This window comes from Methyloversatilis discipulorum, assembly GCF_018780585.1.
GTDB lineage: Bacteria > Pseudomonadota > Gammaproteobacteria > Burkholderiales > Rhodocyclaceae > Methyloversatilis > Methyloversatilis discipulorum_B.
Genome location: NZ_JADMJL010000003.1, coordinates 80,308 through 94,538, shown reverse-complemented (window position 1 = coordinate 94,538; position 14,231 = coordinate 80,308). Strand labels below are relative to the sequence as shown.

Here is a 14,231-nt window from a genome sequence, read left to right as displayed (position 1 = left end):
CGCTCAGACACCGGTCAGGCGCTGGTTGGCCAGCGACAGCCGCTCGACCAGGATGCGCAGGAAGGCGCGGTCGAAGCGGTGGCGGCAGGCTTCCGACGCGTGTTCGAGCGACGCGTTGGCGAGGTGGATCACCACCGCCTCGGACAGCGTGGACACGTCGGCGCCGCGGGTGCCGCGCTCCGGCGTCAGCCAGGCCATCTCGCCGACGCATTCGCCGGCCGACAGCACATTGAGCAGCTTGCGTCCCTTGGTCACCTTCACTTCGCCTTCCGCGATGATGAAGAAACCGTCGCCCGGGTCGCCCTCGCGCAGCAGCATCTGGCCGCCGGCCACGCGGTGCCATTCGCCCAGACGCACCACCTCCCACAGCTCGACGTCGGAAAAATCGCGGAAGAAGGCGAGCCGGCGCAGCGAATTGAACTTCTCGCTGTCGGCAATGCGATTGCCGTGGTCGCGCTGCGCCTCGGTACGGAAGGCCTCGGCGAGGTCGAAGGAAAAGGCATCCCAGCTCGGGTAGCGGTCGTCGAGCGATTTCTGCAGCGCGCGCATCACGATGTCGTCCAGAACCGACGGCAACTCCGGACGCAGCGCCGACGGCGGTACCGGATCGGCGTGGGTGATCTGGTACATCATGCTGAAGTTGTTGCTGCCCTGGAATGGCAGCTGGCCGGTCAGCAGCTGGTACATCACCACGCCGAGCGAAAAGATGTCGGTCTGGTGATTGAGCGGGTGTTCCTTGATCTGCTGCGGACTCATGTAGGCCGGCGAGCCGACGCCCGACACCTGGGTCTCGGTGGCCGAAACCGACATCGCGGCGCCGAAATCCGACACCTTCACATTGGTGCCGCCGACGGCTGCGCCGTCCTCGACGCGCATGATGTTGGCCGGCTTCAGGTCGCGGTGGATGACGCCCAGTCGCCACGCGAAGTCGAGCGCGCGCGTGCACTTGAAGATGATTTCCAGCACGTCGCCGACCGGCAGCAACCGGTCGGCCGAGATATACGGCTCCAGCGTGCCGCCCGGCACATACTCCATCACGATGTAGGCCGGGTCGGCGTCGGCCACCGCGTCGTAGATCTGCACGATGTGCGGGTGGGTGAGCTTGCCCGCCAGCGAGGCCTCGGCGACGAAGAACTTGCGCTGGTAGCGCTCGGACTTGCTGCCGCTGGCGCCAGTGTCGTCGCCGCGGGCAACGATCTTGATGGCCACGTCGCGCCGGCCGAAAGGGTCGTGCGCGAGGAACACCTTGGACGTGGCGCCTTCGCCGAGCAGGCGCTGGATGCGGTACTTGCCGAGCAGGTCCATGTCAGCGTGGGGCCGGTGACAGGCGTCGCGCGGTCGCTCCGGTGCGTGTGATGCCTGTCGGTTTCAAGCGGATTCTCCCGTTCAGCCGGTCGCCAGCCGCGCGCGAGCGCGGACGATGGCGGCGCGCACTTGCTCCGGTGCGGTGCCGCCGATGTGGTTGCGGGCGGACAGCGAACCTTCGACCGTCAGCACCGCGAACACCGATTCATCGACCAGCGGCGAGAAGGACTTGAGCTCGTCCAGCGTGAGGTCGGACACGTCGCAGCCCTTCTGCTCGGCCAGCCGCACCGCGCGGGCGACTGCCTCGTGCGCGTCGCGGAAAGGCAGGCCACGCTTGACCAGCCAGTCGGCGAGGTCGGTGGCGGTGGCGTAACCCTGGCGCAGCGCGCTCTTCATCGCCTCGGCCTTGACCCGCACGTTGAACACCTTGCTGCCGTCGGCGCCCGTCGTGCTGCCCATCATGTCGGCGTAGATGCGCAGCGTGTCGATCACCGTGTCGGCAGCGTCGAACAGCGGTTCCTTGTCTTCCTGATTGTCCTTGTTGTAGGCCAGCGGCTGGCCCTTCATCAGCGTGAGCAGCGCCACCAGGCTGCCGTTCACGCGGCCGGTCTTGCCGCGCACCAGTTCCGGCACGTCCGGGTTCTTCTTCTGCGGCATGATGGACGAGCCGGTGCAGAAGCGGTCGGCCAGGTCGATGAAACCGACGCGCGGGCTCATCCACAGGATGAGCTCTTCCGACAGCCGCGACAGGTGGGTCATCAGCAGGCTGCTGGCGGCGCAGAATTCGATCGCGAAGTCGCGGTCGGACACCGCGTCCAGCGAGTTGAAGCAGACTTCGTCGAAGCCCAGTTCGGCGGCGACGAATTCGCGGTCGATCGGGAAGGTGGTGCCAGCCAGCGCGGCGGAGCCGAGCGGCAGCCGGTTGGTGCGCTTGCGGCAGTCGGCGAAGCGCTCGGCGTCACGCCGCAGCATTTCGAAATAGGCCATCAGGTGGTGGCCGAAGGTGACCGGCTGTGCCACCTGCAGGTGGGTGAAGCCGGGCAGCGGTGTCGCGGCGTGGTGTTCGGCCAGGTCGAGCACGGCACGCTGGAAGTCGGCGATCAGCGCGAGAATGGTGTCGATCGCGTCGCGCAGCCACAGCCGGATGTCGGTCGCCACCTGGTCGTTGCGGCTGCGGCCGGTGTGCAGGCGCTTGCCGGCGTCACCGACCAGTGCGGTCAGGCGCTTCTCTATATTCAGGTGCACGTCCTCGTCGTCGAGGTTCCAGTCGAACTGGCCGGCTTCGATTTCCTGCGTGATCTGTGCCATGCCCGAGCGGATGGCGTCGAGATCGGCTTGCGCGATGATGCCCTGCTTTGCCAGCATGGCGGCATGGGCCAGCGAGCCGCGGATGTCCTGCCGCCACATGCGTTGGTCGAAGAACACCGAAGCGGTATAACGCTTCACCAGATCGGACACGGGCTCGGAAAAACGGCCCGACCACGCCTTGGTCGGCTCGGACTGCGAAGATGCGCTCATGATGGAAAGAAGTTCGGCACGCTGCGGGAAACCGTCAATTATAGGCCAGCGGGGCGCAAAGCCCGACGCGCCGGCCGGCGTGCGTCCGGCGTGGGAGCTGACATGAGGCCGGCGCGCGCACCCGACTGGCGCAATCTCGGCGTGATGCTGCGCACCGTGCTGCTGGTGAACGCGCTGGCTGCGCTGGCGCTGCTGGCGCGCAACCGCAGCTGGGACGCGCTGCCGCTCGATGCGGCGGAAATGGCGGCGAGGGTCGAGCCGGCGCTGATTCTGTCGCTGCTGCTGCTCTATCTGATGGCGCCGTTGTTCGCCAGGCTCCGCGCGCGCAGCGGCTGGGCGCTGACCGGTCTGGTCGCGCTCGGCAGCGTGCTCGCGACGACCGCGCTCGGCGGCTGGGACGTCGACTCGGTACCGTCCTGGCCGGTGCGCGAGGCGATGTGGGCGCTGCTGGCTGCCGCTGCCGCGATGACCTATTTCACCGTGCAGGAGCGCGCGCTCGGTCCGGCTATCGCGCAGGCGCGGCTGATGGCGCTGTCGGCGCGCATCCGGCCGCACTTCCTGTTCAACAGCCTGAATGCGGTGCTTGGCATCATGCGCGAGGACCCGCGTCGGGCCGAGCGCGCGCTGGAGGAGCTGTCCGACCTGTTCCGCGTGCTGATGCGCGAGAACCGCGATCTGGTCACGCTGGGTGACGAGTTGGCGCTGTGTCGCCAGTACATCGCACTGGAGACGCTGCGCCTGGGCGAACGACTGAGCGTGCGCTGGCAGACCGACGGCTGCCCGGCCGACGCACGGGTACCGCCGCTGATGCTGCAGCCGCTGCTGGAGAACGCGGTGTATCACGGCGTCGAGCCGCTGGCCGGCAACGGCGAGGTCACGGTGAGCGTGCAGCGGGCCGGTGGCGACGTGGTGGTCGAGATCGACAATCCGGCGCCGCCGCGCGACGGTGCCGGCGGGCACGGCAGCGGCAACCGGATGGCGCTGGACAATATCCGCGAGCGGCTGATGCTGTTCTTCGACCTCGAAGCGCAACTGGAAGCAGGCGAGCAGGACGGCCTGTACCGGGTGCGCATCCGCTTTCCGTACCGGGTGGGGGCCTGAGCATGCTGCGTGTGTTCATCGCTGACGACGAAGCCCCGGCCCGCCTGCGACTGCGCGCGCTGCTGTCCGACATCGAGGCCGAACTGCCGAACCGGGTGGTCGGCGAGGCTGCGAACGGACAGGAGGCGCTGGAACGTCTGTCCGCGCTGACTGCCGACGATCAGGCCGACGTTGCGCTGGTCGACATCCGCATGCCCGGCATGGACGGTGTCGAACTGGCGACGCGCCTGGCGGCATTGCCGCGGCCGCCGATACTCGTGTTCTGCACTGCCTACGACCAGTACGCGGTGCGCGCCTTCGAACTGCAGGCGGTCGATTACCTGATGAAGCCGGTGCGCGCGAACCGGCTGCTCGACGCGCTGCGCCGGGTACCGGAGCGGCGGGCACAGCCGGTTGAGGCCGGGCGCACCCAGTTGTCGTGCAGCGAACGCGGCCGCATCCTGCTGCTGCCGGTGGCCGACATCCTCTATCTGCGCGCCGAACTGAAATACGTAACGGCGCGCACCGTTGCACGCGAATACCTGCTGGAGGAAGCGTTGGCTGCCCTGGAGCAGGAGTTCGCCCGGCGCTTCGTGCGCATACACCGCAACTGCCTGGTGGCGCGCGACGCGGTGGTCGGCTTCGAACACGTGCGTGATGGCGCCGAAGGACACTGGGCGGTCGTGCTGAGGGGCCTGGACGAACGCCTGCCGGTGAGCCGGCGGCAATGGGCGCAGGTCAGGGCGGAGTTCGCCGACATCCGGGGGACGGAGCGCGGCTGAGGTCGGCCTTGCATGGCCGACCGGTTGCGCAGGCGCGAAGCAGTGCTTCGCGAACCCCCTGCGTTACCCGCGGTTTGCCAGGCAGGGCAAACCGGTTCGACGGGCGGCGAGCAGTGCTCGCCGGAACAGAAACTACGGAAGTCGGCCCTGCATGGCCGACCCATTCGGTGAGCGCCGAGCAGTGCTCGGCGAAACCCTCACCTCATCATCCACGGCCGGCCCTGCATGGCCGTCCGGTTCCGCAGGCGCGAAGCGGTGCTTCGCGAAACCCCTGCTTCACCCACTGTTCCGCAGCGCGGCGGCGACGCCGTTGATGGTCAGGTGGATCGACCGGCGGGTGCGTTCGTGGCGGTTGCCGGCGCGGAAGCGGCGCAGCAGTTCGACCTGCAGGTGATTCAGCGGCTCGATGTAGGGGAAGCGGTTGCGGATCGAGCGCGCGAGCAGCGGATTGGTCGACAGCAGCTCCGGCGCACCGGTGATCTGGCGCACCGCGTCCAGCGTCGCCTGCCATTCGGCGCGGATGCGCGTGAAGATGGCGGTGCGCAGCGCCTCGTCCTCGACCAGTTCGGCGTAGCGGCTGGCGATCGCGATGTCGGTCTTCGACAGCACCATGTCCATATTGGAAATGAGTGTGGCGAAGAAGGGCCACTCGTGCACCATGGCCTGCAGCCGCGCCATGCCATCGGCGTGCTGGGTGCGGTACTCGTTCACCGCCGACCCGAAGCCGAACCAGCCGGGCAGCATGAGCCGGCACTGCGACCACGAAAACACCCACGGGATGGCGCGCAGGTCCTCGATCTTCTGCCCCTTCTTGCGCGAAGCCGGGCGCGAGCCGATGTTCAGCTCGGCAATTTCGGTGATGACGGTCGATTCCCAGAAATACTTCTCGAAGCCCGGGGTTTCATAGACCAGATTGCGGTAGGCCTTGAAGGCGTAGCCCGACAGCTCTTCCATCGCGTCGGTGAATTCCGGCGGTGCGGCGGCCTCGCGCTTGCCCAGCAGCGTCGCTTCGAAGGTGGCCGCGGCCAGCACTTCGAGGTTGCGTCGACCGACGTCCGGATTGGAGTACTTGGAGGCGATCACTTCGCCCTGTTCGGTGATGCGGATCTGCCCCTGCACCGCGCCGCCGGGCTGTGCCAGGATGGCCTGGAAGCTCGGACCGCCGCCGCGGCCGACCGAACCGCCGCGGCCATGGAACAGGCGCAGCCGCACGCCGTGGCGCTTGAACACCTGCACCAGCTTGGTTTCCGCCTTGTACAGCTCCCAGCCGGAGGTGAGGAAACCGCCGTCCTTGTTCGAATCGGAATAGCCCAGCATCACTTCCTGCGTGAGGGCGCGGGCGTCCAGCAGCACGCGCCAGATCGGAATCGTAAAGAGCCGGTCCATGATGCGCGGTGCGTTGCGCAGGTCACCGATGGTTTCAAACAGCGGGATGATGTTCATCGCCGCCTGCCGCTCGTGCACGTTGAGCAGGCCGACTTCCTTCAGGATGAGCGCGACTTCCAGCATGTCGGACACGCCGTCGGTCTTCGAAATGATGTAGTTCGGCAGCGCCGCTTCGCCGTAAAGCTTGTGCATTTCGGCGGCCGTGCGCGCGATCGCCAGCTCGCCCTCGGTTTCGGCCGAGAACTGCATGAAGGGCGCGGTCAGCGGGCGCGGTGTGCCCAGTTCGTTGATCAGCACCTCGATGCGCTGCTCCTCGCGCAGTTCGAGGTAGTTGTTGCAGACGTGGGCATTGGCCAGCAGTTCGGCGATCACCCGCTCGTGCACATCCGAGTTCTGGCGCAGATCGAGTGCCGCCAGATGGAAGCCGAAAACGCGTGCGGCGTGGCGCAGGCGGCGCAGCCGGCCGCGCGCGATCAGCGCCGACTTGTGGCTGACCAGCGAATCGTGGATCACGTCGAGGTCGCGCACGAATTCTGCGGCGTCGGTGTAGGGATCGGCGTCGCCGACCGCTTTCCACAGCGCCTCGTGCTGGTCCAGCGTGCGGGCGGTGACCGCCAGGCGGGCGTAGATGCCGGCCAGTGCGCGGCGGTACAGCTCGTCCTCGCGGTGCGGCGACTTGTCGGGTGCGGTGGCGGCCAGCACGCGCAGTTCGTCGCTGACGTTGTTCAGCAGCGTGGTCGGCGACAGGTCGGTGTCCAGGATGTGCACCTGGGTCAGGTAGTAATCCAGAGCCTTGGACGACTGCACGCGCAGCGTCGCGCGCAGCACGTCGGCGGTGACGAAAGGATTGCCGTCGCGGTCGCCGCCTATCCACGAGCCCATGCGCAGGAAGCTGCCGATTTCGCGCTTGTGTTCGGGGAAGGCCGCTTCGAGCTGGTCCTCGACCGCGTTGTAGACGCGCGGCAGTTCGCGCAGGAAGGTGTAGTCGTAGAACGACAGGCCGTTGATCACCTCGTCGGCCACCGACAGCCGGGTGCGCCGCAGCATGCGCGTCTGCCATAGCGAGGTGATGGTGCGGCGCACCGCCTCATCGCGCTCTTCCAGCTCTTCCGGCGTCAGTCGCATGCGGTCGCGCTCGTCGATCAGGCGGGCGATCTTCATTTCCTGGCTGAGGATGCTCTTGCGCTGCACCTCGGTCGGATGTGCGGTCAGCACCGGCACCACCAGGCCGTCGCGGAAGAAGGCGAGGATTTCCTCGGCCGGGATCTGGGCATCGAGCGCCTTGGCGAGCGCGTTGGCCAGCGTGCCCGGGCGCGGCGGGTCACCGGCTATGGCATGGGCGCGGGCGCGGCGGATATGGTGCTGGTCCTCGGCGATGTTGGCCAGATGCAGGAAATAGCTGAAGGCGCGTACAACGATGATGGTGTCGTCGTCCGACAGGCCATTCAGCAGCTTGGCCAGTTCGGCGCGCGCGTCGAGGTCGTCGTCGCGGCGGAAGCGCACGCACAGCTGGCGAACGTTCTCGATCAGTTCGAACATGCGGCTGCCTTCCTGCTCGCGCACCACGTCGCCCAGCATGCGGCCGAGCAGGCGGATGTCGTCAAACAGCGGCTGGTCCTTGTCGTGCGTGGCGCGATCGTGCACCGCAACCGGCGTCTGGGCCTGTTGATTCACTGGCAATCCTTCCTCGAAGAGGGTCCTGAATGAGTGTCTGATTCATGCGCGCCGACGGCCTGCTCTGGCCGAGGCGATGCGATGTTCCATCCGGGGCTGCTAGAATTCGGGCCGATTCGCGCGCTGCCTGTAGGCACTCGCTCACGCTGGCGCGCGGTGTGTTCACCTAACTGATCACCACACGCCTATTTTCCATATGGATCATCCGGCCGGCCCGGCGGACCTCATTGCGGCGGATCGCGCGCAGTCGGTACCGCAGCAGGAAACCCAAGCTTACCCGAAGCCCGGGCGCATCGTGATCGCATCGCGCGAGTCGCGGCTCGCCATGTGGCAGGCGGAACACGTGCGTGACAGACTGTCATCGCTGTACCCGGGTACGACCGTCGACATCCTCGGCATGACCACGCGCGGCGACCAGATTCTCGACCGCCCGCTGGCCAAGGTCGGCGGCAAGGGGTTGTTCGTCAAGGAACTGGAAACCGCCCTGCTCGAAGGCCGCGCCGATCTGGCCGTGCATTCGATGAAGGACGTTCCGATGACGCTGGCCGACGAGTTCGCGCTGGTCGCCACGCTCGAGCGCGAAGTGCCGCAGGACGCCTTCGTGTCTTCGCGCTACGCCAGTCTCGACGAACTGCCGCCGGGTGCCGTGGTCGGCACCTCCAGCCTGCGGCGCGAGTCGCAGCTGCGTGCGAACTTCCCCTATCTCGCGGTGAGCAGCCTGCGCGGCAATCTGGATACCCGCCTGCGCAAGCTCGACGAGGGTCAGTACGACGCGATCATCCTCGCCGCGGCCGGCCTCAAGCGACTCGGGCTGGGCGATCGCATCCGCTCGCTGCTGCCGGTCGAATTGTCGCTGCCGGCAGCCGGTCAGGGCGCGCTCGGCATCGAGGCGCTGTCGTCGCGGCCGGAAGTGGCGGCCTGGCTGGCGCCGCTGGTGTGCGGTACCAGCGAAGCCTGCGTTCGCGCCGAACGTTCGGTGTCGCGCGCGCTGGCCGGTTCCTGCGAAGTGCCGCTGGCCGCCTACTGCGTGCTCGACGGTGGCGCGCTGTGGCTGCGCGCGCGCGTCGCGATGCCCGATGGCTCGCGTATCGCGATGGCCGAGGCGCGCGGCAATATCGCGCAGCCGGACGAACTGGCTGCCGTCTGTGTCGAGGCCCTGCTTGCGGACGGCGCACAGGCCATCCTCGACGATCTGGCCGGACGATGAATCCGCGCGGCGCGCTGAGCGGACGCGGCGTGCTGGTCAGCCGCCCGCGCGCGCAGGCGGCTGCGCTCAGCGACGCGATACGCGCGGCCGGTGGTCATCCGCTCGAATTTCCGCTGATCGACATCGAGCCGCTGGCTGACACCGCGGCGGTGACAGCGGCCGCGGCGACGCTGGACGATGCGGCACTCGCGGTGTTCGTCAGCGCCAACGCGGTCAACCATGCACTCGACCTGATCCTGCCGCGGCGTGCCTGGCCGGCAGCACTGCCGGCCGCCACGGTGGGCGAGCAGTCGGCGCAGGCGCTGCGCGCGCGCGGCATCGCCCGCGTGCTCGTGCCGCAGCAGGGCCGCTTCGATTCCGAGGCGCTGCTGGCGCTGCCCGAACTGTCGGCTGCCGCGCTGGCCGGACGCCGGGTGCTCATCTTCCGCGGCGACGGCGGGCGCGAACTGCTCGGCGACACGCTGCGCGCGCGCGGCGCGACGGTCGAACACATCACCTGCTACCGGCGCGTGCCGCCGCGCGATGGCGCACCGCTGTGCGAGGCCGTACGAGGCGACGCACTGCACGCGCTGACCATCACCTCGTCGGAGTCGCTGCGCAATCTGCTGGCACTGCCCGGCCTGGACTGCGCCGACGCGCTGCGCGCGCTGCCGCTGTTCGCGCCACACGCGCGCATTGCCGAGCAGGCACGCGAACAGGGCTTTGCCCGCGTGATCGAAACCGATCCCGCCGATGCCGGCCTGATGGCCGGCCTGACCGATTACTTTTCGTCGCCGTCGCGCGACCTTCACTGACGACATGAGCGAGCAGACACCTCCGAATACCCCTGTCACCCCTGTCGGCGCAGCTGCCTCCCAGCCGGCGTCGTCGAAGCGCGAGGGCGTCGTTCCAATGTGGGCGCTGGGCCTGTCGCTGCTGTTGCTGGTCGCGCTCGGCGTGGCGAGCTTCCTGATGCTGCAGCGCATGCGTGCGCTGGAGTCGGAACTGCATCGGCGGGTCGAGGTGGTCGGCGAACAGGCGGCGCAGGCCACCCGCGCGACCGAACAGGAGGCCGCCGGCATCGCGGGCTACGGCACACGGCTGAGCAGCCAGGAAGTGCAGCTGGCCGAACTGCGGGCACGCATCGACGCCTACGAATACCTGGCCGACGATCTGGTGCGCAGTTACGACGAACGCGTGCTGGCCGAAGTCGAGCACGCGCTGGTGCTGGGCCAGCAGCAGCTGCAGCTGGCTGGCGACGCCAAGCTCGCGCTCAGTGCGCTGTCCGGCGCCGAAGCGCGGCTGGCGCGCGTCGATACCGGCCGCTACCTGCCGCTGCGCCGCGCCATGGCCAACGACATGGAACGACTGCGCCGCGCGCCGATGGCCGATCTGTCCGGCCAGGCACTGCGCATCGACACCTTGCTGGCGGTCGTCGACGGGCTGCCGCTCGCCTTCGAGCGCTCGCCGGCCCGGGGTGCGTCTGCGTCGACAGCAGCGCCCGGCGACGACAAGGGGGCTGAGCCGACGCAGGCCGAACGGCTGGCGCGGGCGGTGTGGGAGGAGGTGCGCCAGCTGGTGCGCATCGAACGACTGGACCGCCCCGATCCCGCGCTGCTGTCGCCGGAGCACAGCTTCTTCCTGCGCGAGAACCTGAAACTTCGGCTGATCAATGCGCGCGTTGCGCTGCTGCAGCGTAACGGTGCCGTTTGGCGTGAGGACATCCGGCTGGCGCGCGAGTGGCTGGAGCGCTACTACGACACCCGCGCCCGCCAGACCGAGAACGCGCTGGTCACGCTGCGCCAGCTGGCGGCAGTCGATCCGGGCGAGGCATTGCCGGGGCTGAATGAATCGATGAGTGCGCTGGCCCAGCTGAAGGCGCAGCGTCAGCGCCCGACTGTCACGCGCGAGGAGAAGCGCTGATGGTGCGCCTGCTGCTGTGGCTGCTCGGCCTGTGCGCGCTGGCCGTCGGTCTGGTCATCGCCGCCCGCCACAACGACGGCTTCGTGCTGATCCAGTGGTCCCCCTGGCGCGTCGAGCTGTCGCTGAACCTGTTCATCGTCACGTTGCTGCTCGGTGTCGCGCTGCTGTACAGCCTGTTCCACTTCATCGACGGTCTGATGCGGATGCCGGCGCGCGCCGCGCGCTATCGCGCCCGTCAGCGTCGTCATCGAGCGGTGACCGCGCTGCGCGACGCTGCGCGCTTGTATTTCGAGGGCCGTTACGGCCACGCGCAACGCAGTGCCCGGGTGGCGGTCGAGGGCGGCGAGTCGCCCGGGCTGGCGGCGCTGATCGGCGCCCGCGCGGCGCATGCGATGCGCGAGCAGGTGCAGGCCGACGAGTGGCTGCGCCAGGCCGAGCGCTTCGACGATCTGCGCACCGCGCGCCTGATGACCGAAGCCGACATCCTGACCGACCGTCGCGAGTATGGCGATGCGCTGGAACGCATCGACGTGCTGCAATCGGGTGGTCAGCGCCACGTCGCCGCACTGCGGCTGGCGATGCGCGCCCGCCGCGGCCTCGGCGACTGGGGCGGTCTGCTGCGCGTGGTGCGTCTGCTGCAGAAGCACCGTGCGCTGACGCCGGAACAGGCGGCACCGGTCCGGCGCCAGGCGCACATGGGGGCGCTGCACGACATCGATCCGGCGGAACTGGATGCCTACTGGAAGAGCCTGCCGTCGGTCGAGCGCGAGGACGCGCAGGTGGTCCGTGCGATGTGCGAGGCGCTGGTCGCCGCCGGCCAGTTCGCGCAGGCGCGCAAGCTGATCGAGGCGCAGATCGAGCGCGGCTGGGAATCGTCGCTGATGACGCTGTACGCGCACTCCGACGGCGCCGACGCGCTGGCGCGCATCGCCCGGGCCGAGGCCTGGCTGCGCGACCATCCGGACGATGCCGAACTGCTGCTCGCGCTCGGCCGCCTGTGCCGCACACAGCAGCTGTGGGGCAAGGCGCAGAGCTATCTCGAAGCGGCGCTGGCGGTGCAGCCGTCGCGCATCGTCCATGTCGAACTGGCGCTGCTGGCCGAGCACCTGGAGCGACCCGACGATGCACGGGCACATTTCCGCGCGGCGGCTCTGATGAAGTGAACCGCGTCGCTGTGCGTATGTCATGATCCGCGCGTGATCATCGGCGCGGGCGAGACATGAACAATCCCTTCGAAAGTGAAGTCGCGGCGCAGCCGCCTGCCGACCCCTTCGGTCCGTCCGGCGCGCCACATGCGGAGGCGCTCATCTTCTCCGGCCGCGGTGCCGAGTACTTCGGCATCTGGATCGTCAACCTGCTGCTCAGCATCGTCACGCTGGGCATCTACTCCGCCTGGGCCAAGGTCCGGCGGCTGCAGTACTTCCATCGTCATACCACGCTGGGCGGCGCGGCCTTCGACTACCACGGGGATCCGCGCGCCATCCTGAAGGGACGGGTGATCGGCGTCATCCTGCTGGTCGCCTACAACCTGTCATTCGAGTTCTCGCCCGTCCTCGGCATTGCGGTCGCCATCGTGCTGGCCGCCGTGATGCCGATGCTGCTCATGCGCTCGCTGAAGTTCCGCGCCCGCAATACCAGCTGGCGTGGCCTGCGTTTCGCCTTCGATGGCGACGAGAAGGGCGCTTACGCGGTCTTCCTGATGTGGCCGCTGCTGTCCGTCGTCACGCTCTACCTGCTGGCGCCGATGTGGCACCAGCGCATGAAGCGCTATCAGCTCGACAACACACGCTTTGGCACCACGCGTTTCCATCTGGATGTACCGGTGTCCGCCTTCTACAAGATCTACGGCGTCCTGTTCCTGCTCTTTCTGACGGGCTTTCTCGTATTGGGCACCGCGATGATCGGTCTCATCGTGCTGAGTGGCGGCGGGCCGGAGAGCCTGTCCATGCTGCCGATACTCTTGATGCTTGGCTGGCTGGCCGTGCTCATGCTGGTCCAGCCCTATCTGCTTGCACGCCTGCAGAACGTGGTGTGGAACAACACGCAACTCGGCCCGCATCGCTTCGAGTCGCGTGCCCGTGCCCGCACGCTGTACGCGATCACGCTGACCAACCTGATTGCCATCGTGTGCACCTTCGGTCTGTTCATGCCTTTTGCCGCGATCAGGCTCGCACGCTACCGGATCGAGAGCGTCACGATGATCAGCGCCGGTCCGCTCGACGACTTCGTCGCCGGCCAGTCGCCGGACGTGGCGGCGACCGGTGAGGAGGCGGCCGATCTGTTCGATGTCGACATCGCGCTCTGACATGCCGTCAGCGGTGGCGGCCCTGTATTTCGACGGTGTCAGCGCGCGGGCGCATGCGGCCACCATCGAACTCGACGGTGACGCGCTGCACGTGCATGCCGAAGGCGTCGCACGCCGCGAGCCGCTGTCGACGCTGCGTCTGTCGGAGCCCATGGGGTCGGCGCCGCGGCTGATCACCTTCGCCGACGGTGCGCACGTCGAGGTGCGGGATCACGCCGCGCTGGCGCTGCTGCTCGACGCCAGCGGTCATCGCGACCGTGCGACGGTGCGCTGGGCCTTCGATGCACGCGTCGTGCTCGGTGCCGTCGCAGCGCTGATCCTCATCGTCTGGCTGGGCGCGCGCTACGGCTTGCCTTGGGCTGCCGGCATGGCGGCGCCGCACGTGCCGCAGGCGGTGGTGGCGGGCATGTCACAGCAGGCGCTCGAACTGCTGGACGACCGTCTGCTGGCACCGAGCAAGCTCGACGAGGCGCGCCAGCAGCGGCTGCGCTCGGCGCTCGCAGCGCGCAGCGCGCTGCCGCACACGCTGTTGTTCCGCTCGGGTGGGTCGGTCGGTGCCAACGCATTTGCGCTGCCCGACGGCTCGCTCATCGTCACCGACCAGCTGGTCGCGCTGGCCGACGATGACGAACAGGTGCTGGCGGTACTGATGCACGAACTCGGGCACGTCGAACGCATGCATGGCATGCGCATGGTGCTGCAGGGGTCGGCCGTCGCGCTGTTCATGACCTGGTACGCCGGTGACGTGAGCAGTCTGCTGGCGATGGCGCCGACCGTGCTGCTGCAGTCGGGCTATTCCCGCAACATGGAACTTGAAGCCGACGCCTACGCGGCGCATGCGCTGCGCAGCCAGGGCCGCTCGCCGGCGCTGCTGGCCGACATGCTCGAACGCCTCGCCCGCGCGCACGGCGCGCGCGAGGATGGCACGGCTGCGGGCTGGCTTTCAAGCCATCCGGATAGCGCACAACGTATCGAAAGACTGCGCCGTGGAGACTTCGCCGCCGATTGACCTTGGTCAACGTGGGGTTTTCGGCTCTTGAGGATACTGCCGTCACTGAATGCGGTTTAAATC

General features: G+C 68.2%; 11 protein-coding genes. 8 read left to right on the top strand and 3 right to left on the bottom strand.

What is annotated here, in order from left to right:
• Positions 1-3: 3 nt before the first annotated feature.
• On the bottom strand, positions 4-1,305 hold the full coding sequence (locus IV112_RS00625; protein WP_304000441.1) for a serine/threonine-protein kinase: 1,302 nt from the start codon (positions 1,303-1,305) through the stop codon (positions 4-6).
• Positions 1,306-1,386: 81 nt separating this feature from the next.
• Positions 1,387-2,823, bottom strand: coding sequence for an argininosuccinate lyase (gene argH / locus IV112_RS00620; RefSeq protein ID WP_304000440.1), 1,437 nt, complete (start codon positions 2,821-2,823; stop codon positions 1,387-1,389).
• A 102-nt stretch (positions 2,824-2,925) separates the two neighbouring features.
• Here argH and IV112_RS00615 point away from each other — a divergent pair, with 102 nt between their 5' ends.
• Both IV112_RS00615 and IV112_RS00610 read left to right on the top strand, forming a co-directional pair.
• Positions 2,926-3,924, top strand: a complete 999-nt coding sequence (locus tag IV112_RS00615; RefSeq protein WP_304000439.1) for a sensor histidine kinase — start codon at positions 2,926-2,928, stop codon at positions 3,922-3,924.
• Between the two features lie 2 nt (positions 3,925-3,926).
• Positions 3,927-4,685, top strand: a complete 759-nt coding sequence (locus tag IV112_RS00610; RefSeq protein WP_304000438.1) for a LytR/AlgR family response regulator transcription factor — start codon at positions 3,927-3,929, stop codon at positions 4,683-4,685.
• 276 nt (positions 4,686-4,961) lie between these two features.
• Here IV112_RS00610 and ppc read toward each other — a convergent pair whose 3' ends face one another.
• A complete protein-coding gene (gene ppc / locus IV112_RS00605) occupies positions 4,962-7,745 on the bottom strand; it encodes a phosphoenolpyruvate carboxylase (RefSeq protein WP_304000437.1) in 2,784 nt (927 codons plus the stop codon).
• 196 nt (positions 7,746-7,941) lie between these two features.
• Here ppc and hemC point away from each other — a divergent pair, with 196 nt between their 5' ends.
• From hemC to IV112_RS00575, 6 genes are all read left to right on the top strand, one after another.
• Complete coding sequence (gene hemC / locus IV112_RS00600; RefSeq protein ID WP_304000435.1) at positions 7,942-8,952, top strand: hydroxymethylbilane synthase; 1,011 nt, start codon at positions 7,942-7,944, stop codon at positions 8,950-8,952.
• Positions 8,949-9,746 carry a uroporphyrinogen-III synthase gene (locus tag IV112_RS00595; protein ID WP_304000434.1) on the top strand — a complete coding sequence of 266 codons (798 nt, stop codon included), beginning with the start codon at positions 8,949-8,951 and terminating at the stop codon, positions 9,744-9,746. The genes hemC and IV112_RS00595 overlap by 4 nt, the downstream gene beginning before the upstream one ends.
• A gap of 97 nt (positions 9,747-9,843) precedes the next feature.
• Entirely contained in the window at positions 9,844-10,854 is a 1,011-nt protein-coding gene (locus IV112_RS00590) for a uroporphyrinogen-III C-methyltransferase (protein WP_304000433.1), read from the top strand.
• Positions 10,854-12,017 carry a heme biosynthesis HemY N-terminal domain-containing protein gene (locus IV112_RS00585; protein ID WP_304000432.1) on the top strand — a complete coding sequence of 388 codons (1,164 nt, stop codon included), beginning with the start codon at positions 10,854-10,856 and terminating at the stop codon, positions 12,015-12,017. Before IV112_RS00590 ends, IV112_RS00585 begins: the two co-directional genes overlap by 1 nt.
• 56 nt (positions 12,018-12,073) lie before the next feature.
• Entirely contained in the window at positions 12,074-13,159 is a 1,086-nt protein-coding gene (locus IV112_RS00580; protein ID WP_304000431.1) for a YjgN family protein, read from the top strand.
• Positions 13,140-14,168 (top strand): M48 family metallopeptidase, encoded by a 1,029-nt coding sequence (locus IV112_RS00575; RefSeq protein WP_304000430.1) that lies wholly within the window; start codon positions 13,140-13,142, stop codon positions 14,166-14,168. The genes IV112_RS00580 and IV112_RS00575 overlap by 20 nt, the downstream gene beginning before the upstream one ends.
• Positions 14,169-14,231: the final 63 nt, after the last annotated feature.

What these genes read in the sequence shown, in the direction of transcription:
- IV112_RS00625 (WP_304000441.1), bottom strand. Translation starts at nt 1,305, where the DNA reads ATGGACCTGCTCGGCAAGTACCGCATCCAGCGCCTGCTCGGCGAAGGC.
- argH (WP_304000440.1), bottom strand. Translation starts at nt 2,823, where the DNA reads ATGAGCGCATCTTCGCAGTCCGAGCCGACCAAGGCGTGGTCGGGCCGT.
- IV112_RS00615 (WP_304000439.1), top strand. Translation starts at nt 2,926, where the DNA reads ATGAGGCCGGCGCGCGCACCCGACTGGCGCAATCTCGGCGTGATGCTG.
- IV112_RS00610 (WP_304000438.1), top strand. Translation starts at nt 3,927, where the DNA reads ATGCTGCGTGTGTTCATCGCTGACGACGAAGCCCCGGCCCGCCTGCGA.
- hemC (WP_304000435.1), top strand. Translation starts at nt 7,942, where the DNA reads ATGGATCATCCGGCCGGCCCGGCGGACCTCATTGCGGCGGATCGCGCG.
- IV112_RS00595 (WP_304000434.1), top strand. Translation starts at nt 8,949, where the DNA reads ATGAATCCGCGCGGCGCGCTGAGCGGACGCGGCGTGCTGGTCAGCCGC.
- IV112_RS00590 (WP_304000433.1), top strand. Translation starts at nt 9,844, where the DNA reads ATGTGGGCGCTGGGCCTGTCGCTGCTGTTGCTGGTCGCGCTCGGCGTG.
- IV112_RS00585 (WP_304000432.1), top strand. Translation starts at nt 10,854, where the DNA reads ATGGTGCGCCTGCTGCTGTGGCTGCTCGGCCTGTGCGCGCTGGCCGTC.
- IV112_RS00580 (WP_304000431.1), top strand. Translation starts at nt 12,074, where the DNA reads ATGAACAATCCCTTCGAAAGTGAAGTCGCGGCGCAGCCGCCTGCCGAC.
- IV112_RS00575 (WP_304000430.1), top strand. Translation starts at nt 13,140, where the DNA reads ATGTCGACATCGCGCTCTGACATGCCGTCAGCGGTGGCGGCCCTGTAT.